Annotated in this window: 22 protein-coding genes; 10 read left to right on the top strand and 12 right to left on the bottom strand. The window is 71.4% G+C overall.

The window, feature by feature from the left end:
- The first annotated feature begins 33 nt into the window (after positions 1 to 33).
- On the top strand, positions 34 to 681 hold the full coding sequence (locus ACLF5H_RS30690; RefSeq protein WP_421679262.1) for a fasciclin domain-containing protein: 648 nt from the start codon (positions 34 to 36) through the stop codon (positions 679 to 681).
- Between the two features lie 199 nt (positions 682 to 880).
- On the opposite strand, the gene ACLF5H_RS30685 is transcribed toward ACLF5H_RS30690, so the two are convergent.
- Together ACLF5H_RS30685 and ACLF5H_RS30680 are read right to left on the bottom strand one after the other, a co-directional pair.
- Positions 881 to 1,630, bottom strand: a complete 750-nt coding sequence (locus tag ACLF5H_RS30685) for an anti-sigma factor (protein ID WP_421679261.1) — start codon at positions 1,628 to 1,630, stop codon at positions 881 to 883.
- Positions 1,627 to 2,211, bottom strand: coding sequence for a sigma-70 family RNA polymerase sigma factor (locus ACLF5H_RS30680; RefSeq protein ID WP_421679260.1), 585 nt, complete (start codon positions 2,209 to 2,211; stop codon positions 1,627 to 1,629). Before ACLF5H_RS30680 ends, ACLF5H_RS30685 begins: the two co-directional genes overlap by 4 nt.
- 134 nt (positions 2,212 to 2,345) lie before the next feature.
- Here ACLF5H_RS30680 and ACLF5H_RS30675 point away from each other — a divergent pair, with 134 nt between their 5' ends.
- Together ACLF5H_RS30675 and ACLF5H_RS30670 are read left to right on the top strand one after the other, a co-directional pair.
- Entirely contained in the window at positions 2,346 to 3,074 is a 729-nt protein-coding gene (locus ACLF5H_RS30675; RefSeq protein ID WP_421679259.1) for a GNAT family N-acetyltransferase, read from the top strand.
- Between the two features lie 66 nt (positions 3,075 to 3,140).
- Positions 3,141 to 3,848 (top strand): maleylpyruvate isomerase family mycothiol-dependent enzyme, encoded by a 708-nt coding sequence (locus ACLF5H_RS30670; protein ID WP_421679258.1) that lies wholly within the window; start codon positions 3,141 to 3,143, stop codon positions 3,846 to 3,848.
- 89 nt (positions 3,849 to 3,937) lie between these two features.
- Here the strand turns inward: ACLF5H_RS30670 and ACLF5H_RS30665 are convergent, their stop codons facing one another.
- The 6 genes from ACLF5H_RS30665 to ACLF5H_RS30640 form a co-directional block, all read right to left on the bottom strand.
- Positions 3,938 to 4,387, bottom strand: a complete 450-nt coding sequence (locus tag ACLF5H_RS30665) for a hypothetical protein (protein ID WP_421679257.1) — start codon at positions 4,385 to 4,387, stop codon at positions 3,938 to 3,940.
- Between the two features lie 346 nt (positions 4,388 to 4,733).
- Positions 4,734 to 5,384 carry a TetR family transcriptional regulator gene (locus tag ACLF5H_RS30660; protein ID WP_421679256.1) on the bottom strand — a complete coding sequence of 217 codons (651 nt, stop codon included), beginning with the start codon at positions 5,382 to 5,384 and terminating at the stop codon, positions 4,734 to 4,736.
- Positions 5,381 to 6,070 (bottom strand): DUF4166 domain-containing protein, encoded by a 690-nt coding sequence (locus ACLF5H_RS30655; protein WP_421679255.1) that lies wholly within the window; start codon positions 6,068 to 6,070, stop codon positions 5,381 to 5,383. The genes ACLF5H_RS30660 and ACLF5H_RS30655 overlap by 4 nt, the downstream gene beginning before the upstream one ends.
- Positions 6,067 to 6,819 (bottom strand): SRPBCC family protein, encoded by a 753-nt coding sequence (locus tag ACLF5H_RS30650; RefSeq protein ID WP_421679254.1) that lies wholly within the window; start codon positions 6,817 to 6,819, stop codon positions 6,067 to 6,069. The genes ACLF5H_RS30655 and ACLF5H_RS30650 overlap by 4 nt, the downstream gene beginning before the upstream one ends.
- Before the next feature lie 149 nt (positions 6,820 to 6,968).
- On the bottom strand, positions 6,969 to 7,733 hold the full coding sequence (locus ACLF5H_RS30645) for a glucose 1-dehydrogenase (protein WP_421679253.1): 765 nt from the start codon (positions 7,731 to 7,733) through the stop codon (positions 6,969 to 6,971).
- Positions 7,734 to 7,837: 104 nt separating this feature from the next.
- Positions 7,838 to 8,623: an SDR family NAD(P)-dependent oxidoreductase gene (locus tag ACLF5H_RS30640; RefSeq protein WP_421679252.1), complete on the bottom strand. Its 786-nt coding sequence runs from the start codon at positions 8,621 to 8,623 to the stop codon at positions 7,838 to 7,840.
- A 160-nt stretch (positions 8,624 to 8,783) separates the two neighbouring features.
- On the opposite strand from ACLF5H_RS30640, the gene ACLF5H_RS30635 reads away from it, so the two are divergent.
- Positions 8,784 to 9,464 carry a TetR/AcrR family transcriptional regulator gene (locus tag ACLF5H_RS30635; RefSeq protein ID WP_421679251.1) on the top strand — a complete coding sequence of 227 codons (681 nt, stop codon included), beginning with the start codon at positions 8,784 to 8,786 and terminating at the stop codon, positions 9,462 to 9,464.
- 68 nt (positions 9,465 to 9,532) lie between these two features.
- Here ACLF5H_RS30635 and ACLF5H_RS30630 read toward each other — a convergent pair whose 3' ends face one another.
- Positions 9,533 to 9,928 carry a nuclear transport factor 2 family protein gene (locus tag ACLF5H_RS30630; protein ID WP_421679250.1) on the bottom strand — a complete coding sequence of 132 codons (396 nt, stop codon included), beginning with the start codon at positions 9,926 to 9,928 and terminating at the stop codon, positions 9,533 to 9,535.
- 114 nt (positions 9,929 to 10,042) lie between these two features.
- Here ACLF5H_RS30630 and ACLF5H_RS30625 point away from each other — a divergent pair, with 114 nt between their 5' ends.
- Positions 10,043 to 10,636, top strand: coding sequence for a TetR/AcrR family transcriptional regulator (locus ACLF5H_RS30625; RefSeq protein WP_421679249.1), 594 nt, complete (start codon positions 10,043 to 10,045; stop codon positions 10,634 to 10,636).
- A gap of 32 nt (positions 10,637 to 10,668) precedes the next feature.
- Here ACLF5H_RS30625 and ACLF5H_RS30620 read toward each other — a convergent pair whose 3' ends face one another.
- Positions 10,669 to 12,882 carry a hypothetical protein gene (locus ACLF5H_RS30620; protein ID WP_421679248.1) on the bottom strand — a complete coding sequence of 738 codons (2,214 nt, stop codon included), beginning with the start codon at positions 12,880 to 12,882 and terminating at the stop codon, positions 10,669 to 10,671.
- Between the two features lie 367 nt (positions 12,883 to 13,249).
- On the opposite strand from ACLF5H_RS30620, the gene ACLF5H_RS30615 reads away from it, so the two are divergent.
- The gene (locus tag ACLF5H_RS30615) at positions 13,250 to 14,062 is read left to right on the top strand and encodes a DeoR/GlpR family DNA-binding transcription regulator (protein ID WP_421679247.1); all 813 of its coding nucleotides are present in this window, start codon (positions 13,250 to 13,252) and stop codon (positions 14,060 to 14,062) included.
- 40 nt (positions 14,063 to 14,102) lie between these two features.
- Here the strand turns inward: ACLF5H_RS30615 and ACLF5H_RS30610 are convergent, their stop codons facing one another.
- Positions 14,103 to 16,949: an AAA family ATPase gene (locus ACLF5H_RS30610; RefSeq protein ID WP_421679409.1), complete on the bottom strand. Its 2,847-nt coding sequence runs from the start codon at positions 16,947 to 16,949 to the stop codon at positions 14,103 to 14,105.
- Between the two features lie 561 nt (positions 16,950 to 17,510).
- Between ACLF5H_RS30610 and ACLF5H_RS30605 the strand changes: the two genes are divergently transcribed.
- The 3 genes from ACLF5H_RS30605 to ACLF5H_RS30595 all read left to right on the top strand — a co-directional run bounded on the left by ACLF5H_RS30605 (position 17,511) and on the right by ACLF5H_RS30595 (position 19,914).
- Positions 17,511 to 18,458, top strand: coding sequence for a spherulation-specific family 4 protein (locus tag ACLF5H_RS30605; protein WP_421679246.1), 948 nt, complete (start codon positions 17,511 to 17,513; stop codon positions 18,456 to 18,458).
- A gap of 82 nt (positions 18,459 to 18,540) precedes the next feature.
- Positions 18,541 to 18,993: a hypothetical protein gene (locus ACLF5H_RS30600; RefSeq protein WP_421679245.1), complete on the top strand. Its 453-nt coding sequence runs from the start codon at positions 18,541 to 18,543 to the stop codon at positions 18,991 to 18,993.
- Positions 18,994 to 19,164: 171 nt separating this feature from the next.
- Complete coding sequence (locus ACLF5H_RS30595; protein WP_421679244.1) at positions 19,165 to 19,914, top strand: ricin-type beta-trefoil lectin domain protein; 750 nt, start codon at positions 19,165 to 19,167, stop codon at positions 19,912 to 19,914.
- A 116-nt stretch (positions 19,915 to 20,030) separates the two neighbouring features.
- On the opposite strand, the gene ACLF5H_RS30590 is transcribed toward ACLF5H_RS30595, so the two are convergent.
- Positions 20,031 to 21,761, bottom strand: coding sequence for a ricin-type beta-trefoil lectin domain protein (locus ACLF5H_RS30590; protein WP_421679243.1), 1,731 nt, complete (start codon positions 21,759 to 21,761; stop codon positions 20,031 to 20,033).
- 391 nt (positions 21,762 to 22,152) lie between these two features.
- On the opposite strand from ACLF5H_RS30590, the gene ACLF5H_RS30585 reads away from it, so the two are divergent.
- Complete coding sequence (locus tag ACLF5H_RS30585) at positions 22,153 to 23,541, top strand: ricin-type beta-trefoil lectin domain protein (RefSeq protein ID WP_421679242.1); 1,389 nt, start codon at positions 22,153 to 22,155, stop codon at positions 23,539 to 23,541.
- Positions 23,542 to 23,551 lie beyond the last annotated feature (10 nt).

The following is a 23,551-nucleotide window of genomic DNA, read 5'->3' as shown; positions in this document are numbered from 1 at the left end:
GCAGAGTGCTGCACCTTTCCACAGGAGAAGATGATGAACACCCGTATCCGCCGTACCACCGGTCTCCTCACCGCCGCCGCCGTGCTGCCCCTGGTCCTGACCGCCTGTTCCGGCAGCGACAGCGGCAGTGACTCGGGCAAGTCCGACTCCTCCGGCAGGGCGTCGGCCTCCGCCACCACGGGCGGGGGCGGGATGAGCAGCATGGACCAGCCGTTCGGCCCGGCCTGTTCGACCGTGCCGAAGAACGGTGCCGGCTCCTTCGACGGCATGGCCAAGGACCCGGTGGCCACCGCCGCCTCCAACAACCCGGCCCTGTCCACCCTCGTGACGGCGGTGAAGAAGGCCGGCCTGGTCGACACCCTCAACAACGCCCGGAACATCACCGTGTTCGCGCCCACCGACGACGCCTTCGCCAAGATCCCGAAGGCCACCCTGGACAAGGTCCTCAACGACAAGGCGCAGCTGACGAAGATCCTCACCTACCACGTCGTCGGCCAGAAGCTCACGCCGAAGGACCTGGAGAACGGCGCCTTCGACACGCTGGAGAAGTCGAAGGTGACGACCACCGGCTCGGGCGAGTCCTACACGGTCGACGGCGCCGCCAAGGTCGTCTGCGGCAACGTCAGGACCGCCAACGCCAACGTGTACATCATCGACACCGTCCTCATGCCCAAGAGCTGACACCGCACAGGACCGGGGACGCGCGCCCCGCCCGGACGCCTTGACGGGAGGCGATCCCGGCGGCGCGCGTCCCCCTCACGGGGCATCCGCGACCGCCCGACCGGCAGGGCGCGCGGGTGCCCCTCCTCCCAGGGCCGATCGGACTGTTCGGGGTGGCCGGGGAACGGCCCCTGATACGCGGACGTACGCGTCCGCCGGTTCAGGACGGCATCGCCAGCAGGCCGATGGGCGTACTGGTCGGCCGCGGCGAGCCACCGGCCGGTTCCACCGTGATCCCGACACCCGAGACCCCGGCCACCCCGCCCCGCATCAGCACGGTCTGACTGGCACGGTCAGGGCTCATGAGCCCGGCCGAACGCATCGTCCCGCCGACGGCGAACCACAACTGGTAGACCTTGCCCCGGGGCGGCTCGGCCAGGCCCGCGGTCACGAACACGGCCCGGTCCCGTCGGGCCGAGACCACCACGGTGCCCGTACCGCCCGCCACCCGCGCCGAACGCGTCCGCGCGTCCGGCGCGCCCAGCACCCCCGCGATCTCCTCGGCATGCCGTTCGGCCTCGGCCGCCTGATGGCGGGCGTCCTGGGCACGCTCGTACTGCCATACGGCGGTTCCGCCGAACGCGACCGCGGCGGCCACGCTGGCGGCCAGCGCCCATCGGGGCAGGTGCCGTCCACGCCGTACACCGCGACGTACCCGCTCCGCGGGCGCGGCGGCGGGTGGCACCTGCCGCACGGTGGTGATGCGGGTGAGGACCTGCTCCCGCATACCGGGGCGCGGGCGCACCGTGGCGGCCAGGGCCAGGCGCCCGGCGGTGGCCGTGAACTCCGCGACCTCCTGCGCGCAGGCGGCGCAGTCGGCCAGATGACGCTCGAAGGCGGCGCGCTCCTCACCCTCCACCGCGTGCACCGCGTACGCGCCGGTCAGGGCGTGCGGATCGGTCGTGGTCATGCCGTCACCCCCAGGCAGTCCCGGAGCCGGATGAGTCCGTCGCGCAGCCGGGTCTTGACCGTGCCGAGCGGCAACGCGAGCGCGTCGGCGACCTCACGGTAGGTCAGGCCGCGGTAGTAGGCCAAGGTGACCGACTGGCGCTGGAGTTCGGTCAGGGTGCGCAGACAGCGCCGTACCTGCTCGTGCTCCAGTCGGCTCTCGACCTGCTCGGTCACCTCGTCGTAGGCGGGCTGATGGTCGAGCAGCGCGACCTTGGTGTCCCGGGCCGCCGCCGCCTCCACCGACCGGACCCGGTCCACGGCCCGCCGGTGGGCGAGGGTGAGGATCCAGTTGAGGGCGCTGCCGCGCTCGGGCTGGTAGCGCGGGGCCGTGCGCCACACCTCCACCAGGACGTCCTGCGCCACCTCCTCCGACTGCGCCTGATCGCGCAGCACCGCGCGGGCGACTCCGAGGACGGAACCGGCGACGGTGTCATAGACCGCCGCGAAAGCCTCCTGGTCCCCCAGCGCCACCTCGTGCAGCAGGTGTTGCAGGTCGGGTTTCGCAGAGGGGTTCGTACTGATATGCGCTAGTTCCTTCACAGTGGCTCTCTCCCGTGGCCGTCACAGAGCGGAACAACACGTGTAATCCGGGGCCACGCGAGCTGCGGATTGCTCCCGTGCGAAAGTGCCTAGTCTGGCACTGGCCAGGCATCGGCACGCATCAGGAGAAGAGCATGTCCGCACGTCTCAATGAATACGGCCAGCCCGTCGGCGACCCTGTGCCCGACTGGACGGCGCGCCCCGCGCCCGCCCGGGTCACCATCGAGGGCCGCTTCTGCCGGGTGGAGCCCCTGGACGCGGACCGTCACGCCGACGACCTGTACTCCGCCTACGCGCTCGCCGAGGACGGCGCGGGCTGGACGTACATGACGGTCGGCCCCTTCGGCACCCCCGCCGACTACCGCGCCTATGTGACGAGGGCGACCCGGGTGGACGACCCCCTGCCGTACGCGGTCGTCGACTCTCGCACCGGCAAGGCGGTCGGCACCCTCTGCCTGATGCGCCAGGATCCGTCCAACGGAGTCGTCGAGATCGGCAGCGTGGCCTTCTCGCCCCTGCTGAAGCGGACTCCGGTGTCCACGGAGGCGCAGTTCCTGCTCATGTCCTACGTCTTCGACGAACTCGGCTACCGCCGCTACGAGTGGAAGTACGACAGCCTCAACGCGCCCTCGCGAAAGGCGGCTCTGCGGCTGGGCTTCACCTTCGAAGGGATCTTCCGCCGGGCCGTCGTCTACAAGGGGCGCAGCCGGGACACCGCGTGGTACTCCATCACCGACTCCGAGTGGCCGCGCGTCGGCAAGGCATTGCGGGAGTGGCTCTCGCCCGACAACTTCGACACGGAAGGCCGACAGAAGCGGTCCCTGTCCGCCGTCCGTGCTGCCGGTGAGAATCCGGAACGCTGACGAAGCCCCCTGTTTCCATAATACGGTTAGGCAGTTCCGTAGAGTGGATAGAAGCAGGGAGGTTCCATGCAGGATCCCGGAGCTCTGGCCCCGATCACCGCGTCCACGAACCGGTTCGTCGCGACCGTCGCCTCCCTCACCGACGCTGAGGTCGCGGGCGACACGCTCGTACCCCCATGGACCCGCGGCCACGTGATCACCCATGTCGCACGCGCCACGGACAGCATCTGCCGACTGCTCGCCTGGGCGCGTACCGGTGTGGAAACGCCGCAGTACGCGAGCATGGCCGCCCGTGCCGCCGAGATCGAGGCCGGGGCACGGCGTCCGGTCGCCGACCTGGTCGCCGACGTCCGCGACACCGCCGCCCGCTTCGAGGAGACGGTGCGAACCCTGCCCGCGGCGGCCTGGCACACCCAAGTGCGGATGCGCACCGGCGAGTTGCGCACACCGGCGACCCTGATCCTCGCCCGGCTGCGCGAACTGGAGATCCACCACGCCGACCTGGACGCCGGCTACGGCTTCTCGGACATACCGGTCGACGCCGCGCGATGGATCATCGACGACATCGTCGAAGCACTCGCCCGGCGCCCGGAGGCCCCTCCGCTGCGTCTGGAGTCGACCGACACCGGCCTCGTCCACGCCCTGGGGGCCGACGGCCTGACCGTCAGGGGGCGGCAGGCGGACATCCTGGCCTGGCTCAGCGGCCGTTCCCCCGGCACAGGGCTCACCGCCTCCGGCGCCGACGAGATCCCTGCGGCACCCTTCTGGATCTGAGGCCGCAGCCGTGCCGCGTCGGCGCCACGGCCCCCGGTGAACTGGTCCTGCGGAGGCGCCCGTTGCTCGGGCGAGCAGCCCGTGACCGGCTACTTCTCGCGAGTGAGCTTCACCCCGACGTCGCACGGGTCGTCGGGGTCGGTGCTCTCGCACAGGCTCTTCCCGCCGTCCACCACGGCCAGGTCGACGAAGCAGGGGAACTCCCGGCTGTCGTCGCCGTCGAAGGACAGCCCGATCCGCTCGCCCGAGGCCGCCTTGCGCGACACGGCCGCACCGCTCTCGCCGTCGTCGACGAAGAAGCCCCAGGTGCCGCCGCCGCGACCGGCCGGGCAGTGGTCGGACCTCTTCCCCAGGCCGTGGGAGACGAAGGTGTGGTCCCGGGACAGGGTGATCCGGTCCGAGCCCGGTCCCCGCCAGCTGCCGACGACGCCGGAGACCGCCACCTTCGCGGTGTGCTCCCCGCCGCAGGCGGTCAGCAGGAAAAGGGGGACAGCCGCGGCGGCGATTCTGCGGCCGATCCCATGGGTCGCTCTCAACACGTCCTCACGATATCCAGGGGGCGGGGAAGCTCTTGCCCGGGTTCCCCTGCCCGCGGGATGGTCGTGCCCGAGGGCTGCCGGGCCCTGTTCCGTGACGGCGGTGAGCAGACCACGAGAGATCAGTCGCCCTCGGCCGACCGGGCGGCGCCCCGATCGTGGTCGTCGGCCCGGTCAGAAGCGGGTGCCACGCATATCGTCACCCCCGTTCGTGCCGTCGGCCGTAGCCGATCGCGCATGCGCCCGTGCGGTGCCGTCACGGGTGCTGTGGACCTGCTTCAACCGCCCGACTTGCCAGCGGAGTTGGCCCCGCGCTTGATCAGCCCCTCTCAGCCCCTCTCGGCCCCTCTCAGCCGCGCGCCGCGCGGCGCAGGTGGTGGCGGACCGTCCGCTGGGCGACCGGGCCCAGTTCGGTCAGGGCCGCGACCAGGCCGCCCAGCTGTTCGAGCGCGCTCAGTGCGGCGTGCGCGCCCGCCTCGTCCACGCCCTCGTACAGCTCGATGCCGACGAACGCCGCCGCCACCGCGCGGGCGAGACCGGCCGGGTCGGCGAACCCGTCGACCGGGGTCGAGGCGAGCACCCTGCGCAGCACCTGCTCGATCTCGCCGATCCACAGATCGAGACCGGCGGTCGTGGCCGGGCCGAGGGCGGCGTGGGTCTGCGCGCCGGCCAGCAGCTGTCCGAGGAGGGCGACATGGCCGCCGGCCCGTTCCCGCTCGTGGATCTCCCGGCCCACCGCGAGCAGTTCGGACAGGGAGGCGACCGCGGCGAGCCGGGTGCGGTACTTCGCCACGGTCGTCTCGGCGCCGTACCGGCAGGCTGCGGCGAGCAGTTCGTCCACGGAGCCGAAGTGGTAGAAGACCAGCGCCTGGTTGACACCGGCCGCCGCGGCGACCGTACGGGCGGAGGCCTTGGCGATGCCCTGCTCGGTGAGCGTACGCAGGGCGCCCTCCAGGAGCTTGGTCTTCGTCTCCTTGGACTTCGCCGTGTCCGGGCTCATGCGCGCACCTCCTCACGCACCGGGCGCAGTCCCGGCCTCGTCCCACGGGAACCGGTGTCCGTGTACGACACCGTGAAGGAGCCCTCGTAGCCGAAGAGCGGCCCGAAACGGCGGTTCACCACCCTCACCCGGACCCGGAAGCGTCCGGTGGTGTCGTCGAAGGACTCGCGCACCTCGGCCGTGGCGCCGAGGAGTTCCGGTACGCGCACATCCACCGGGCCCTCCCGGAAGCGGTGTTCGCCGGAGCGGATGAGCAGCGAGCCGTCCCGCTCGGCCGCGAAGTGCAGCTCGCTGGCGAGGTGTTGGTGGGTGCCGAGATAGTCGAGGATCCGGTCGCCCTTGGGGCTGAGCACCATCTGCGCGTCGAAGCGGCGGGGGCGGCCGGGCAGGTCGAAGGTGCGCACGAAGCTCACCGTCTCACGGCCGAAGGTGTCGGTGTACGGGACGTTCTCGATCACGAACGGGATGTCGCGGCCGGCCCGCGGGACCAGGATGTTGCGGATGGCGCCGAGGGCGAGGAACGGCTTCACGTACGCCGGGCCGTGCCAGATCCGGCCCATGACGCCCCGCCCGGTGCATGCCTCCCCGCTCGCGAGGCCCACGGAGAAGCGGCGCCGCAGCTCGGGGTGGAGGCGGTCGAAGTCGTCGCCGAGCACGGTGCGGAACATCGAGGCGGGCGTGGTCATCCGAGCTTCTCCAGGGTGCGCAGGACGCGGGGGATCCGGGGCCGCTCCGCCGGGGCGCGCAGGCACCTGCGGGCGGCGGGGGTGCGGGCGAGGGGGGCCTTGAAGAGGGCGAGCGCCATCACGGCCACCAGCAGGAGCGGGCAGAGGGAGGCCGCGTCGGCCCCGAACCGCCCGAAGACGCCCATGGCGGACTCCAGTCCCAGGCCGATCGCACACCCGGTGAACAGCAGCGCCCGGACCGCGAGTTCGGCCAGCCAGTTGACCCTGGCCCGCTCGGGGCTGATGTCCCGCTCCAGCCACAGCCGCAGCCGGTCGAAGGACCAGGCGGTCGCCCAGCCCATCAGGGGGCGGAACACGAGCCGGTCCGCGAACGCGCCGAGACCGCCCCAGCGGGGCCGGTAGTCGTACCCGGTGAGGAAGCGCACGCCGTGCGCGTCGGGCACGTAGCGCCAGTAGCCGCTGCCCCGGGCGAGCGGGGAGAGCGGGTGCGGGGAGGCGAAGCGCAGGGCGGAGGTACGAGTGCCGTCGGGGCGCTCCCGCTCACCGGCGGCGATCCCGGTGCCCCAGACCGTGAGGAACGGCGGGACGCGCACGGCGTAACGGAAGCGCTGGGGCTCGCCCTCCGCGCGCGGGAGGTGGTCGATCTCCGTGAACCGCAGGTCCCAGCGCCGGTGTTGAGCGGGATCCTGGGTGCGCGACCACAGCTCGTCCAAGTCGGCGCGGATATGTGCCTCTACGTAAAGACCCATCGTGTTCCCCCACGGTCCATCGGTGTTTGAGCGATCGCTCAAACCGCCCGGGAGGGAAACTACACCTCTTTGAGCGATCGCTCAACGCCGGAGTCGGAAAGCCCCGGATCCGGGAACTGCCGTACCCGGGGCCGGGGTTCTGCCGGTGTTCACTGCCCCATGACGTACTTGACGGTCGGCCCGGTGGTCCAGCCGCCGTCCACCGCGATCTCGGCGCCCGTGACATAGGACGCCGCGTCGGAAAGCAGGTACACGACGGCGCCCGCGATCTCGTGCGGCTCGCCGACCCGCCCCATGGGTGTGTTCGGGTACTTCCCCTCGCCCCTCTCGATCCCGACGGACGCGGTCATCCGGGTGTACGTCATGCCGGGGTGCACCGAGTTCACCCGTATCCGCGCGGTGCCCAGTTCCACCGCGCCGATCTTCGTCAGCCCCCGCACGCCCCACTTGGAGGCGCCGTATCCGGCGGTCAGCGCCAGGCCCATCAGGCCCGCCGCCGAGGAGATGTTGACGATGGAGCCGCCGCCGTTCTCCCGCATCGCCGGGATCACGGTCTTCATCCCGATGAAGACGCCGGTGAGGTTGATGTCGAGCACCTTGCGGAAGCGCTCCACGGATTCCGACTCCAGCAGCTGCCCCGTCGAGATGCCCGCGTTGTTGACCAGGCCGTGCAGGGCGCCGAACTGAGCGAGGGTGAAGTCGGCGACGCGCTGCCAGTCCTGCTCGGAGGTGACGTCGTGGTGCAGGAAGCGGGCGTTCGCGCCCAGTTGGGCGGCGGTGGCCTCGCCCTCGTCGTCCAGGACGTCGGTGATCACCACCTGGGCTCCGGCCCCGATCGCCTGGTGGGCCGCTTCGGCGCCGAGGCCGCGGGCGCCGCCGGTGATGACGACGGTCTTGCCGGTGAGGGCGTTCATGGTGTGCTCCTTGGGTGCGGGTGGATTCGGTGGGCGCGTGCGGGTGCTGCCGAGGGTGGGGCGGTCGGACCGGCCCACGCGGTGCGTGGGCCGGAAGCCGGCCGTCAGAAGTGGGTGCCGCCGTCGACGCGGACCTCGGTGCCGGTGATGAACCTGCCGTCCTCGGAACCGAGCATCGCGACCACCGACGCCACCGTCTCCGGGCCCGCGAAGCCCTGCCCGAGCGCGGGGGAGAGCTTCGCGAACAGACCCATGTCGGCGTCCGCGGGCAGCCCCGGGCCCATGCTCTGCCCGCTGGCGCCGCTGCCGTCGGTCATGCCGGAGGAGATGGAGCCGGGCTGTACGGAGGTGAAGCGGATGCCCTGCTTGGCGTACTCGCTCGCGAGGGCGTGCGTCATGGACTGGATGCCGCCCTTGCTCGCCGCGTACGCCGCCATGTAGGGGTGGGCGAACGTCGCGGAGGTCGAGCTGAAGTTGACGACCGCCGCGTCCCGGCCCGCGAGCAGCGCCGGTATGGACTCGCGGATCACCAGGAAGGTGCCGACGAGGTTGACCTGGACGACGCGGGTGAAGGCGTCGAGGCTCGTCTCGTGGGTGTGCGAGGAGCGCAGGATGCCCGCCGCGTTGACCAGTACGTCCAGTCCGCCGAGGGTGGCGACCGCGGCGGCGACACCGTCGCGGACCGATGATTCGTCGGCGATGTCGACGACGCGCGTGGAAAGCCGCCCGGCATCGGCACCTGCCTTCTCGACGGTGTCCCGCAGGCCCTGCTCGCTGATGTCCGCGGCCACGACCGTGCCGCCCTCGGCGAGGATGCGCAGCGCGGTGGCCTGGCCGATGCCCGAGCCGCCGCCCGTGATCAGCACGCGACGGCCTGCATAGCGGTTCATGTCTTCTCCAACCCGGCCCGTCGGTCGCCGACGCGGCCCTGTGGCACCGGCCCTCTTGCCGCACCGGCGCTGTCGATGCGTTCACGTTACGCCTAGGTGGCACGGTTTGCCATTTCGTCACGGCATGCCAAAGGGTGACCGCAGGGCGTAGGCTTCCGAGGTGAGCAGCAACCCGTCCACCTCCCTGACCGAGCGCCGCAAGGCCGCCACCCAGCTCGACATCGCGCACGCGGCGGCAGAGCTCTTCGCCGTCCACGGCCCGCACGGGACGACCGCGGAGGACATCGCCCGGCGGGCGGGCGTCGCGCTGCGGACCTTCTACCGGTACTTCCGCTCCAAGCAGGACGCGGTGACCCCGCTGCTCGCCGCGGGCGCCGACCGCTGGCGGGCGCTGCTGGAGGCGACGGAGCCCGGCACCGCACTGCCCCGGGCGCTGGAGGCCGCGGTCGAGCAGGCGCTGTCCGTGCCGGACGAGGAGTCCGTCCAGGCGCTGCTGCGCACGCGCGGACTGCTGCGGGCCGCGGCCGACGACCCCGCGCTGCGGGCGGTCTGGTACCGGGTGAACCAGGAGTCGGAGGAGCGCCTGGTCCCCGTCATCGCCCGGCTCGCCGCCCGGCCCGCCGGGCAGCTGGAGGTGCGGCTCGCGGCGGCGGCCGCCACCGACGCCATCCGGATCGCGCTGGAGACCTGGGCCGACACCGAGGCCGGCGCCGAGGGCCCGGGTTCACCCGCCGAGCTGGCGACGCGCTGTCTGCGCCAACTCGTCAGCGGAATGCCCCCGTTGGGGGAGCGGGACGACCGGATCCAGTGTGGTGACCGCGCGGGGTCGCCGTCCGAGTGATGGCCGAGTGCCGATCGTGCGGGGCGACGGTGATGCCCTGCCCTACGTGTTCGGAACCTGGGTCCTCGTCAGACGAAGAAGGCGTTCATGCCGGGAACGTCGGACAGATAGGTCTCGATCTCGGCGATCCTGCCGTCGCGCAGGCGGCAGACGGTGCTCAGGTACTCGTCGAGGATCGCGCCCGGCCGCTGGGCGGTGTTGTGCAGGGACAGGGCCATGTTCTCGCGGCTGACCAGGACGTGCAGCAGCTCGAAGGACAGCCCGTAGGAGGCGATCAGCTGGGCGCGCTCGATCACGGCGGGCGCGCCGACGGCGGTGCCGCTGATGGTGTTGTCGCCCGGCAGGGTCCAGGTGGCGTCGTCGTGGAGCATCGACCGGATGGCCGGCCAGTCGCCGGAGACGAGCGCGGCGTGGAAGCGTCGGCCGAGATCGTGAGCATCGGGGTTGTGGGCGGTGGCGGTCATGGCGGTCCCCTTCGGAGCGCGGGCGATGGCCCAGCTAAAGCAGATCAATTGGCTTTAGTGACGCTAGCGCCCTCCAGCCGCTAAACGCAACCCGATCTGCGTTAGTCTGGGCGCGTGAATGCCGAACCCCTCGCCAAGCGTCCCGGCGGCCGCAGCGCCCGCGTCCGGGCGGCCGTCCATCAGGCGGTCGCCGACCTGGCCGGTGAGCGCGACGTGAGCCAGCTGACGATTCCCGCGGTGGCCGAGCGCGCCGGGGTCAACCCCACCACCGTCTACCGGCGCTGGGGCACGCTGCAGGCCCTGCTCGCCGAGGTGGCGGCCGTGCACGGGACCGAGATCCCGCCGTCCTCCAGCGGCGACCTCCGCACGGACCTGGAGGAGTACGCGGTCCGGACCCTGGCCGATCTGACCCGGCCCGGCGGTATCGCGTTCTTCCGGGCGGAGGTCTCTCCCGACATCGACGAGCGCCGCAGCGGTCTGCGGGAGTGCCTGCAACGCGCCACGGCCGGCCTCGACACGGTCCTCGAAGCCTCCCGCGGCCGGGGCGAGACACCGCCTCCGCCAGAGCGGCTGCTGGACCGGATCGTCGCCCCGCTCTACTTCCGCGTCGTCTTCTCCGTGCCGGACACCGACGAGACCTACGCCCGCGCCCTGGTGGCCGACCTGTTCAGCGGGGCGTGGCAGCACCCGGAGGTCGGGCTCCGCTGAGACCCGCACATCGATAGGCGGCCCGGACCCGCTCAGCGGCTGGTGAGCAGGATCCGGCTCGATCCGTCGGGCAGGCCGGCGATGCCGACCTGATCCCCCGCGAAGGTCCCGGCGCCCCGGAGTCCGCCGACCGCCCGGAAGGGCGTCCAGTTTCCGTCCCGGCCCCGGACGGCGTGGTACACGTTCCCGTCCAGTCCGACGGCGACCAGCTGACTGTCCCCGTCGGGCATGCCCGCGACGGCGACCGCCGAGGCCCCCATCGGTCCGCCCGCCGGTCCGGACGGACTGCCCCAGCCCGTCCAACTGCCGTCCGCCCGGCGGACGTTGTGCCAGACATCGCCGTCGAGGCCGATGGCGGCGATCTGGCTGTCCCCGTCGGGCAGGGCGGCGATGCACAGGGCGGGCCCGGCGAAGTCCGGCGCGCCGACCCCGGAGACGACCGACCAGCCGCTCCAACCACCGTCGGCGGCACGGGAGTCCAGCCGCATCCGGCCGTCCGCGCCGTAGACCAGGACCTGGGAGGAACCGTTCGGCATCCCCGCGATCGCGACCTTGGTGGCCTTCACCAGCCCCGAGTCGTCGCCCGCCAGGGCGGCCCAGCCCTGCCAGGAACCGTCGGCGTGACGGATGTTGTGGTACGCGTACCCGTCCTTGCCGATCGCCGTGATCTGGGAGTCGCCGTTCGGCATGCCCGTGATCGCGATGTCCTTGGCCGCGAACCCCGTCCTCTTGTTGTCCGCCGCCGCCAGAGCGTGCCAGCCCTGCCAACCGCCGTCCGCCCCAAGGACGTTGTGCCAGACATTGCCGTCGAGCCCGATGCCCAGCACCTGGACGCTGCCGTCGGGCAGAGCGGCGACAGCCTCCCGGCTCCCCGCGAACCGGAACGCGTCGCCCGCACCCGCAAGCGGGCTCGGCGCGGTCCACGTACCGTCCGCCGCGCGGGCCATGTCGTAGAACGTGTGCGAAGTGACCGGCTGCGGCAGGTTCTTGGAGATGATCTCCCGCTCCAGGTCTCCGGATCCGACCCCGTTGCGGTTCTGGTTCACATCGTCGTGCATGACGATGTTCATGTTGTCCGTGACGTTGGTGTTGTTCCAGGAGGTCCGGAGCTTCGCGAGCAACTGCCGGTTCAGCTCGTCCTCGAGGCTGAGCAGGAAGTTGTCCGCCTTCCAGGCGGAGGTGAGCTTGAGCGCCGCCAGGATCTGGGTGATCGCCGCCTCCGGGATGGAGTCGGTGGGATCGATGATGCCCTGCTGCACGAAGAACTTGTCCGCCGCCGTGCCCGGCGCACGTCCCAGTACCTCGTCACCCCGCTGGAGCACCGCGTCGAAGGTCTTCTGCGACAGCTTCGGATCGAGGGCCGCCTTCAGAATGTCCTGCCACGCGGTGCTCACCCCGACGTAACTGCCGCGGTAGTCCTGCACGTCCGGCTGGTGCCAGGCCCAGGGGTACGCCGTGCTGTCCGTGTCGTCGACGATGACGACGTGCCTGCCCGCGGCCATGAACTGGTCGTACGTCGACGTCGGGCGCAAGGAGCCGTCGGCGATGGCCGGACGGCCCGCGCCGCCGCCCACCAGATCACCCAGCTCGGTGATGGCCTCGCGCCGGTCCTGCTGGAGCGTCGCCGCGGGACCGGTGGCCGTGACCCGCAGGATCACGATCTCCTTGGGATGCGCCTGGATCCAGTCCGCGAGCTCCCGCGCCTGCCCCGGGATCACCCCGCCCTTGCCGTCCGGCGCGTCGAAGAACAGCCGCCCCAGCGGTCCGCCGTGATAGCTGAACCACTTCCCGTCCTGCTTGCACAGGCGCAGGTCGAGATAGCGCGAGCCGCCGTCCAGCTGCTGGACCAGGGAACCGCTCTGGGTGCGGGACATACTCGCCGCCAGCGCCGGCCACTTGCGGGCGGTGCCGACCGTGTCACCGGCGTCGCACATGCCGCTGTCCCCGGTGATCCCCGCGGTGCCCGCGTCATGACTGCCGGGGATCACGACCTGGTTCATCGGGCGATCGCCGATCGTGCCGCGCAGCTGGTCCATCCACGAACCCAGCGCGATGTCCGCGGGTGCCGGAGCGGCCGTGCCGGAACCCGCTCCGATGACCGCCGCGGGCTCGCTCCACGCCGTACCGGCCGACGCCCTCGCCGGTGCCGTGCTCGCCGCCGCCGGGACCACCGTCACGGCCCCCACCGCCATCACCGACGTGGTGACGGCCAGTCTTCGCTTCACTGTCCTGCCGCGCGTGCCCATGCGCATGTCCCTTCGGTCTCGGATGTGCGGCACAGTTCTACGGGGATCTCGCGCCCACCGGCCGCCCCTCGCCCGAACTGCTCAGCAGGAATGAGCAGTTCGTTCCACTCGACCCCGACCGGCCGCGTAAAACCCTAGGAACTTTCCCTGATCCGCTCGGGACGCGCTTCGGAGAAGCTGGCGGTCAGCGACGGGACGGATCATGAGCGGAGTTTCGAAGTTTGCATTCCTTGACACATGCGACGGCCGGTCCGGGAGGGCCGCCGCACGCACGGAACGGTGAGGCTCGGGGAGCGGGGGAGTGGCACCACTCCGCGGACATCTACCCGGCTCGTACCTCGGTTCGCATACCGGAACGGAGACGCGGATGAACGAGGCGCCGCGTGACACCCGCATCTCGACCATCCTGACCCTGTTGACGCAGCGCGCGGAGCTTCCGGTCCGTCTGCTGCCCTCCGTCCTGGGCGTCTCCGGACCCACCGTGCGCCGGGACCTCGCCGCCATGGAGGAGCGGGGAATGATCCGGCGGTCGTACGGGAGGATCGCCGCCGCCCGGCGCAGCGCCGAACTGCCGGTGAGCCTGCGGCGGTCGCAGAACACCGAGGCGAAGCGCCGCATCGGTGCGCTCGCCTCCTCCCTCGTGCCCGGCCGCCCGCTCACCCTGGCCATCAGCGGCGGCAGCACGGCGGGCTTCGTGGCGAGGAGCCTGGCCGGCCGATCGGACCTGACCGTGGTCACCAACGGGCTCGACACCGCCACCATCCTGACGGAGCGTCAGGCGGCGAAGGTGGTGGTCACCGGCGGCACCGCACGGCCGTTGTCCAACGATCTGGTCGGCAGACCCGCCGAGAGGACACTGCGTTCCTACCGCTTCGACTACGCGATCGTGGGTGCCGACGGCATCAGCCCGGCGGCCGGGTTCACCCAGTACAGCGCCGACGGAGCGGAGATCGACCGGGTCATGCTGGAGCAGGCGGCGCGGCGGATCGTCGTGGCCGACAGCTCGAAACTGGGTCAGGCGCACCGGGCCAAGGTCGCCGACATCGACGCGGTCCACACCGTGGTCACGGACTCGTACGCGAACCCGGACATGGTCGCCCGGCTGCGCGGGACCGGCCTGGACATGGTCCTCGTGGTCATCCCCTCGTCCGTACGGCCCCACCGCCGCCGGTCCTCCTGACACCCGCGGTCGCCGCGGCCCGGGCAGTTCCGCGTACGGCTCACCGGTGACCGTCTTTGCCGCCCGCCTCCTGGACCCGTCGGCGCAGTTCCCTGCGGCTGCGCATCCCCAGCTTCACGAACACGCTCCGCAGGTGGTACTCGATCGTCTTCACGCTGAGCGTCAGCTCGTCGGCGATCTCCCGGTTGGTGCAGCCGAGCCCCACCAGGCGGGCCACCTCGCGCTCCCGTCCGGTCAGCAGATGGTCCAGGGCCGCCGTGTCCCCGCGCTCGGGCACGCAGGCCCGGCGCTCGGCCCGGCACTCCGAAAGGAACGGCCGCGCGCCCAGGCGGGTGAACACGTCCTCGGCGCTGTCGAAGTACGCGGTCGCGGAGCCCGTCCTGCCGAGCGCCGCCGCCACCCGCCCGCGTGAGATCTCCAGCAGCCCTCGCACCAGCGGGATGTCCCGGCCGGGCCCGAGCAGTCCGACCGCCTCGGTGTACCGGCCGAGCGCGGTCTCGTGCGCGCCCGCCGCCTCCGCCGTACGGCCGTGCAGCCAGGCGTCGGCGACCCGCAGGTGCGGGTTCGAGGCGTCGCCCGTGGACTTCAGCTCCTCCATGGCCGCACCCGCGAGGTCGGCGAGACCGCACGAGACGAGCGACTCGGCGAGGAAGGGCAGCCAGCTCGTGGAGACGATGCGCACACGCTCCGAGTGCGCGGAACGCTCGGCCAGCATCTGGAGGGCGTCCACCACACCGCGGTGGTCCCCGCGCGCCCGTGCCCGCATGGCCCGGGCCATGGCGGTGTGGTACTGCGGCCCCCCGAAGTCCAGCGCCCTGGCCAGGAGTTGGGCCTGGCTCAGACTTGCCTCGGACGCCGGGTCGTGGCCCCGGAACGCGTCGAGGACCGAGCGCAGGGACCACAGGGCGGGCCCGTCGAAACAGCGTCCCTGCTCGTCGTCGAGCCCCGCCCCCACGTCCCGTGCGGCCCGGTTCCAGTCGCCGCCCAGCAGATGGCACATGGCGAGGTGCACCGAGGCGCTCGTACCGAGGAGCCGGGCGGCGCCGGAGCGGCGGCGGGCCGTGACCATCGTCAAGTCGGTTGTCGCGGAGGACAGTTGAGCGTCCGCGAGCCGGAGTATGCCCCGCACGGTCAGGGCCGGGAGGTCCTCCTCACCGATCAGGTCCGCGTCCTCGGGCAGGTCGGCCAAGAGGTCCAGCCCGGCTCGGGGGCCCTGCCGCAGCGCCGTACCGTAGGCGGCCAGAGCCCGCGCCGCCTGCCGGAGCCCCGGGGGTACGACGACGTACGGCGCCTGTGCGCAGACGTCCGGGACTCCACCGGACGGCGGCCGGGCGTCGGCGGGCCCGCCCGGCGCCGAACAGGCTACGGCCGGGTCCGGGTCGGTTCCCGGGCGATGTCCGACGGGACCGTCCAGCCGCGCCCCGCCCGCCGGGGGAGCCGGGCGAAGGGCCTCGTCGGCGTGGTGCCGGGTGGCTTCCCCCTGCCCCAGGATCGCGTGCACCAGGGCCAGTTCGGTGCGGACGACCGCCCGCTGGCCGGGATGAGCCTCCCGCAGTGACTCCTGCGCCCGGTCCAGCAGCCGCCGTGCCGAGGCGAGGCGGCCGGCGGCGAACTCGGCCAGGCCCAGCGCCTCGTCCCGCCAGGGGCACGGCCGACGGGTGCGCACCGCGGGCCCGTGCCGGGCCAGCTCCGCGTCGGCACCGGCCCAGAAGAGGAGCCGCACGGCGCCGTAGAGCAGATGGTCGGTCCGGTGGTCGTCGGCGTGCGAGAGGGACGCCGCCGACAGCAGCGTCCGTGCCGCGGGCAGGAGCCCGCCCTCGGCGAGTTCGTGGGTCGCGGTCTCCAAAAGGTCGGCGGCCAGGCGGACATCGACGGTCTCGGCCGCCGCCACCCTGTGCGCCAGCCCCCGCCGTTCGTCGACCGCGTCGACCGCCGCGACGTGCAGCGCGCGGCGCCGCGCGGCCGGCAGGGTGTCGTACAGCGCGTCCCGGAACACGCCGTGTCTGATGGCCAGGGTGGGCACGTGGGCGTCCGTCCGTGTGATGAACTCCTCGTGGACCAGCGGATCCAGCGCCGAGGTGCAGTCGGGGGCGCCCAGGACGGCACTCAGGGTCGGCACGGTCGCGGAACCGCCGAGCACGGCCAGCGCCTCAAGCGCCGCCACGCCCGCGGGTGGCACGCCCTTCAGCTGACGCCGCACCACGGACGCGGGCAGGGCGGGCCGGGGCGGGCCGCCGGGCCGCGCGGTGCCGTGGCCGTCGAGCAGGCTCCTGAGGTACAGCGGATGGCCACCGGACCGCAGCACCAGACGACGCGTGAGCGCGTCGTCGGCGAGATCGCCGAGCGCGGTGGACACCAGGGCCGCCGCCTCCGCCTCCCCCAGCTCGGCCAGACCGATGTGGGTCAGGGGGGTCACCGTGTGCAGCGCGTGCAGGACCTCCTCGTCCCAGCCACGCGAGTGCCGCGCGGCCAGCACCAGGCACAGGGGCCCGCCCTCGCGCGCGGCCTCCAGCAACGCCGTCAGCGAAGGGCTGTCCGCCCACTGGGCGTCGTCCACGAACAGGGCCCAGGGCGCCGCCGCCGACATGTCGAGCAACTCCCGCAGCGCACGCGGCCCCGAAGCGGCGGCGGGGGAGTGGTACGGCACCCGCGCCGTCGCCTGCCGCAGCAGCCGGGACAGGCAGTCGACGTCGGAAGGCGCCGCGGACGGTGTCGCCGCGCTGTCCAGCACGGTGAAGTCGCTCAGCCCGGCGAGGAACTGGCGGACGAGGGCCGTCTTGCCGATGCCGGGCGGCCCCTGCACGAGCACGACCGCGGCCGTGCCCTCGCGGGCCGAGTCGGCGGCGGCGCACAGCGCCCGTGACTCACTCGGGCGGCCCGTGCACATCTCCACGTAGTCACCGCCCTCGGCTCCGCACTCCGGAACGGCAGCCTATGCCACGGACGCCGGATCCCCCGACGGCGGAGAGGCGCCGACCATTGCGACGGCGTGGTCTCCGCACCACCAGCCGGAATCCGATTCACCTGTGCCGAGCCGTTGGAACGAAAGAAAATCGGGCAATGCCTCGGGAAAGCGTTCGAGCGGACCGTGCGCGAACGGTGAGCGTTTCCGGTCCGTCGTCATCGCCTCCGGCCGTCCCGGTCCGCCGTAGCGGGACGACGTCCCGGACCAGGCCATCGCGGAGTCGTTCGGAAGCATCGCCGAGGGATCACCGCTGGTCACTCCGCCATGGAACGACTTCGGAGCGGACCGAGAGTCGTGGGGGAGGCGCGCCCGGCGGTTCGGTTCCGGGGCTCCGGATCCCCCAACGCCCGTGCCAATTCGGCGCCTTGACGTGAATCGGCGCCGGGGACTAAAACGCATCGCGGAGCCGGCCGAAACAGTCAACGCGAAAGCCGAGCGATTTCGGCAGTACGCCGGAGAAAAACAAATTGGAGGCACGCCCCCATGAGAAACAGCAGTCACGTGGACCGTCGTCCGGGCGCCGGAAGGAGGCGCCGCCTGTGCGCGGCGGCCGTGAGCGCGGGTCTGGCCTTCGGCGCCCTGGTCTCCCTCCCGGTCGGCGACGCGTCCGCCGCCGTCGGGATCAAGCAGCGGGTGGCCGTACCGGCGTACTTCTACCCGGGCGAATCGGGTGAATCGGGTGGTTCGGGTGAGGGCAACCTGTGGGCACAGCTGTCCAGTCCGGCCCCCGGCGCGGGCCTGGCCGTCGCCAACCCGCACTCCGGGCCCGGCGACAGCGAGGACGACAACTACGCGAGCGCCATCAGGACCGCGCACGACGCCGGGACGATGGTGATCGGATACGTCGACTCCGGCTATCTCGGCACCAAGGGCGGGGCCGCGCCCAACGGCGGCACGTCCATCGACGACTGGGTCGAAGGCGCGGAGCGCAACGTCGACAAGTGGTACGGCTACTACGGCGGTTCGGGCCTGGGCGGGATCTTCTTCGACGACGGCCTCACCGCTTGCGGCACCCGATCCGACGCCAACGCCTTCGTCGACGCCTACAAACGGCTCCGGTCCTATGTGAAGGGGAAGGACGCCGACGCCAAGGTCGTCATCAACCCGGGCGCCTCGCCCGAGCAGTGCTACACCGGGGCCGCCGACACACTGGTCACCTTCGAGGGCACCTACGACGACTATGTGAACCACTACGGCGACGACCGCGAATCCTGGGAGGCGTCGGCCGACCCCGCCAAGATCTGGCACCTGATCCACACCACGGGAAGCCAGGCGCGGATGCAGAACGCCATCGCCCTCTCGAAGCAGCGCAACGCGGGCTACGTCTACGCCACCGACGACGACAACTCCCGCCCCCAGGGCCAGGACTGGGGCAACCCGTGGGACACCCTCCCGTCGTACTGGTCCGCCGAGGTCAACACCGTCCACTGACCGCGACCGCGACCGGGGCCCCGGCCCCGCTGCCCTCGCCGGAGATCGTCTGCATCCCCCTCTCACCCACCGGAGCGCCTGTATGAGGGCCCTACCAGCCCCACCCCGCAGAATCGCCCAGCTGGCACTGTCCGCACTGCTCCTCCTCGTACCTGCCCTGTGGCCGCGGCTGACGCAGCCCGCGGCGGCCGACCCCGGCTCCTTCTCACTGCTGTACGACCCCGGCCCCTCGCACGACTGCTACGCGCTGGTCGTGGAGGACCCGCCGGACAAGAACACGACACCCGATCCCGGACGTACCAGCAGCGCCGGTTGCGGTGCCTTCGCCGGGACCGAGGAGTTCACCCGCAAGAGCCCCGAGCGCCCCACCTGGGACATCGGCACCTACGGATGGAACACCTCCAGCTGGGGCACCTCACCCGGCTACTCGTTCACCACCCAGACCGCCGCCAGGACGGTGAGCATGCGGAACGACGCCTCCGGGGTCTGCGGGCTGCACGAGACCAACATCAGCTACACCTACCCCGACTCCTAGCTCAAGCCCGGGCCCGACCGCGCGTACCGCACCGCGGCGGACGGCCGGATCGACGTCTCCTACCGTGCGAAGATCCAGCAGACCAAGCCGTTCACCTGCGGCGAGAAGCGCGCGCTCCTCACCACGGACCTCATCTTCGAGGACTCCGAGCACGGTTCGGCACACCCTGACGTGATCTCCGTCATCCACTACGATCCCGGCACGTTCAAGGCTCCCGACAGCAACGGTGTCGTCTGGTACACGAGGGACGACGCGACGATGACCTGCCCCGACGGCTGCCGGGTCATGGTGCGCAGCCCCGACCTGATGAAGGACGCCACCTGGGCTTCGATCGACGACGACTTCAGCGAGCTGTTCGACAAGTACGTCGACTACGTCAACCCCGAGCACCTCCCGAAGTCCGATTTCGTGCTGCGCGGCGTACAGATCGTCAGCAGCAACACGGGCAGCTCCACGACGGCCTCGGTCAGCGACGTCGACGCGCGGATGACCCCGGACGCGCCCGTCCACGCGCCTCTGACGTACGGCCTCAAGGGTGGCGACGGGCAGTCCCTGTGCCTGGACGACTACGGCAACGCCACGAAGCCGCCGGCCGTCGCCGACATCTGGGACTGCAACGGCGGCGACGCGCAGGACTGGACCATGGGCCAGGACGACACGCTCCAGGTGCACGGCCTGTGTCTGGGCGCGTCCGGTGACGGCACGGCCGACAAGGTGCCCGTCGGTCTCGACCGGTGCGACGGGGGACAGCACCAGAAGTGGGTCCTGGGCCGCTACGGACAGATCTACAACCCCGCGTCCGGCCGCTGCCTGGAGGTCGCGAACGCCTCCGACACCAGGGGCGACAAGAACCTCGAACTCTTCGACTGCTGGGGCGGGGCCCAGCAGAAGTGGTGGACTCCGGCCGGCGACTACCGCTGAGGGCCCTCCGAGTCCGGCTGCTACGGCCGCGCAGCGACGACACGCCGAAGGGCCGCACCGATCGAGGTGCGGCCCTCCGGCTTGCTCTGCCTCATCTCGGGCAGAGGTGTCCTTCCTCAGGCCAGTGAGAACTTCTGGGCGGCGGAGCCGTTGCAGTCCCAGATCTGTAGGCGGGTGCCGTTCGCGGTGGCACCCGACGGTGAGTCGACGCACCGGCCGGTGGTCGGATTGGACAGCGAGCCGTCGGAGTTGGCCACCCAGTTCTGGTAGCCGCCGCCGTTGCAGTTGGCCAACTGGAGCTTCGTACCCGCCGCGTTCACACCGCCCGCGATGTCCAGGCACTTGCCGAGCGTGCGCAGGGTCTGGCCGTTCCAGGTCCACTTCTGGTCGAGCGACGTCGCCTGCTGGCAGTCCCAGAGCTGCACGGCGGTGCCGTCGCCGCCGGTGTCGTCACCCGCCACGTCCACGCACTTGCCACCCGGTCCGTAGACCGGGGTACCGATGGCGAACTGCTGGGCGCCGGAGCCGTTGCAGTCCCAGATCTGTAGCCGGGTGCCGTTCGCGGTGGCACCCGACGGAGAGTCGACGCACCGGCCGCTGGTCGGATTGCGCAACGAGCCGTCGGGTTGCCGCACCCAGGACTGGTAGCCGCCGCTGTTGCACGTGGCGAGCTGCAGCTTCGTACCGGCGGCGCTGTTGCCCCCGGCGATGTCCAGGCACTTGCCGAGGGTCTGGAGGGTCTGGCCGCTCCAGGTCCAGTGCTGGTCCTTGGCCGCCGACTGGCAGTCCCAGAGCTGGACCGCGGTGCCGTCGCCGCCGGTGTCGTCGCCCGCGACGTCCACGCACTTGCCGCCGGGCCCGGTGATCGTCTGGCCGCTCACCGAACCGCCGCCGCCACCGCCTCCGGAGCCGGGCGCCTTGTTGTAGACGGCCACCGAGTCGATGACCAGCTTGCCGCCGGAGACCGTGGCCGCGTTCGGGCCCCCGCCGAAGGCGTCCGGGAAGCCGCCGCCCATCGCCAGGTCGTAGATGATGAAGAAGGGGTGGTCGACCGCGTCGGACCAGGTCGTGGCGTCCACCTGGTTGGCGTTGATCGTGTAGAAGTTGTTCCCGTCGAGGTAGAACCTGATCTGCTCCGGCGACACGGAGCGGTCGATCTCCGCCGCGTAGTCGTGGAAACCGGTCTGGCAGCCCGAACAGGCGCGTTCACCCGAGCCGATGCCGGTCGACTCGTTGCACGGCCCGCCCGGGTTCACACCGCAGTGCAGGGTGCTGAAGACGGAACTGCGGCCGTTGATGTCCTCCATGATGTCGACCTCGCCGGACTTCGGCCAGGTCACCCCGGAGCGCAGCGGCGCGCCGAGCATCCAGAACGCCGGCCAGTAGCCCGCGCCGTTGGCGGTGGTGACGTTGGGCTGCTGGAGGACGGACTCGATGCGTACGACGCCGCCCGCCGGGGCGCCGAAGCCCGCCGACTGGGTCTCCACGCGCCCGGAGGTCCATCCGCCGCGCGGGTCGGAGCCCGAGTGCAGGGCCTGGAGCACCAGATGGCCCTGACCGTCGTAGTAGACGTTCGAGGTGCTGTTGGTCATCGTCTCGATCTCACCGGTGCCGAAGCTGCTGCCCGGCCCGGTGTCGTACTTCCACAGGCTCTGATCGATGCCGGTGCCCGACGCGCCGTTGAAGTCGTCGCTCCAGGTGAGCGTGAAGCCCGAAGGGGCGGGGGGCACCGCCGCCTGGGCGTTCGGTGTCGTGGTGAGGGCGGCCGCCGTCGTCAGCGCGACGACGGGAATCAGAGAGAGCGCTCTCTTCCAGCCGCCGCGGCGTGCCCTTGGGGGTAGTTGCATAGGTCTGGCCTCCGAAGAAGGACATGATCGCGTCTGTTCGCCGTGCCGCCTCCGGTGTGGCCGGGCTCTCGCCCCCAACCGGCGGATGCCTCGTCAACTCCGTTGACGAGGCGTGCTGTTGAACCATGTGGACTTCTGTGCGAGCAGACGGTATTGGCGCAGACCAATACCGTCAAGACCGCTGTCTCCATGTCACGGGGGTTGACGGAGATTGTCGACCGGCTCTAATTTCACGGCTTGTAAAAAGAGGTGAGACGAGCGTGGCAGAGCGCGGCATCCGGCTCCGGCAAGCGCTGCGCCCCCGAGCAACAGCCTGGCGTACCTGACGAATTACCCGTAGCCGCCCCGAGCGCGGGACACCCCCACACAGCCGTGCCAGGAGGACCCCCCCATGATGCGAACCCTCAGAAGATGGTTGGCCGCCTCGATCTGCGTCCTTCCGCTGGCCGCCGGTGGCCTTCTCGCCACCGCCGGGACGGCATCGGCCGCCGCCAACCCCGGCCCCGGCTTCCCGGCCCACTACTCCGCCCCGTACGCGGAGATGTGGAACGACCCCTCGACGCTGATGAACGCGTACAACGCGACCGGGAACAAGTACTACACGCTCGCCTTCGTCATCAGCCAGGGCACCTGCAACGCCACCATCAACGGTGACACCCCCGTCACCGACTCCGGCTGGAACAACGCCATCAACAGCCTGCGCGCGGCCGGCGGCGACGTCATCGCCTCCTTCGGCGGTGCGAGCGGCTCCGAACTCACCTCATGCGGCACGGTCGCGGCCATGCAGGCCCAGTACAAGAAGGTCATCGACCAGTTCAACCTGACCCGCGTCGACCTGGACATCGAGGGCGGCACCCTGGACAACACCGCCGCCAACGACCGGCGCAACCAGGCGCTCGCCAACCTCCAGCAGGATTACGCCGCCCAGGGCAAGAAGCTGGACGTGGACTACACGCTGCCCGTCAGCCCGAACGGCCTGGAGTCCAACGGCGTCGCCCTGCTGCAGAACGCCAAGAGCCACAATCTGAACGTCAACCTGGTCAACATCATGACCATGGACTACGGGCCGGCGATGGACATGGGCCAGGCCGCGATCAGCGCCGCGAACGGCCTGCACAGCCAGCTCGGCCAGATCTGGAACACCAAGACCTCCGCCCAGCTGTGGGCCATGGAGGGCAACTGCCCGATGATCGGTGTGAACGACACCAGCGCCGAGGTGTTCACCGTCCAGGACGCCCAGGAGCTGGAGTCCTTCGCGGCCGGCAACGGCATACAGGAACTGACCTTCTGGGCGCTCAGCCGGGACAACCAGGGCGCCAGCGGCACCGCCCAGAGCGACCACCAGTTCACCGCCATCTTCAAGGCCATCACCGGCGGCGGCACCACCCCGCCCCCGACCGGCGGCACCACGCCCATCCACGGCTACGGCGGCAAGTGCGTCGATGTCGCCGGGGCCAACTCGGCCAACGGCACCCCGGTCACGCTGTACACCTGCAACGGCACCAACGCACAGCAGTGGACGCACAGCGGCAACACCCTCGGCGCGCTGGGCAAGTGCCTCGACGTCACCGCGGCCGGTACGGCCAACGGCACCAAGGTCCAGCTCTACGACTGCAACGGGACCAACGCCCAGGCGTGGACGACCGGTTCGAACGGCAGCCTGGTCAACACCGGTTCGGGCAAGTGCCTGGACGACACCGACTGGAGCACCGCCGACGGCAACCAGCTCCAGATCTGGACCTGCACCGGCACCGCGAACCAGAGCTGGACGCTGGGCTGACGCCCGCCCC

This window comes from Streptomyces sp. LaBMicrA B280 (assembly GCF_049222185.1).
Classification (GTDB): Bacteria; Actinomycetota; Actinomycetes; order Streptomycetales; family Streptomycetaceae; genus Streptomyces; species Streptomyces murinus.
The sequence above is the reverse complement of the archived record's forward strand: the minus strand, read 5'-3'. Positions and strand labels throughout refer to the sequence as shown.